The organism is Streptomyces katrae, from assembly GCF_000966975.1.
GTDB lineage: Bacteria > Actinomycetota > Actinomycetes > Streptomycetales > Streptomycetaceae > Streptomyces > Streptomyces katrae.
This window is the reverse complement of record NZ_JZWV01001834.1, coordinates 1-229: the sequence shown is the minus strand read 5'-3', so window position 1 is coordinate 229 and position 229 is coordinate 1. Positions and strand designations below refer to the sequence as shown.

The 229-nt window shown below is 75.5% G+C and carries 1 protein-coding gene; it reads left to right on the top strand.

Annotated elements, in window-relative coordinates:
• Positions 1 to 229: ketoacyl-synthetase C-terminal extension domain-containing protein (locus VR44_RS40740; RefSeq protein ID WP_045952753.1), on the top strand; the 229-nt coding region annotated here is incomplete at both ends.

The following is a 229-nucleotide window of genomic DNA, read 5'->3' as shown; positions in this document are numbered from 1 at the left end:
GGTGTCGCGGGGATCATCAAGATGGTGCAGGCCATGCGGCACGGGGTGCTCCCGCGCACCCTGCACGTGGACGCCCCGTCGGCGGAGGTGGACTGGTCGGCGGGCGCGGTGGAGGTGCTCGCGGAGCAGCGCCCCTGGCCCGAGACGGGGCGGCCGCGCCGTGCGGGCGTCTCCTCGTTCGGCATCAGCGGCACCAACGCCCACGTCATCCTGGAGGCCGCCCCCGAGC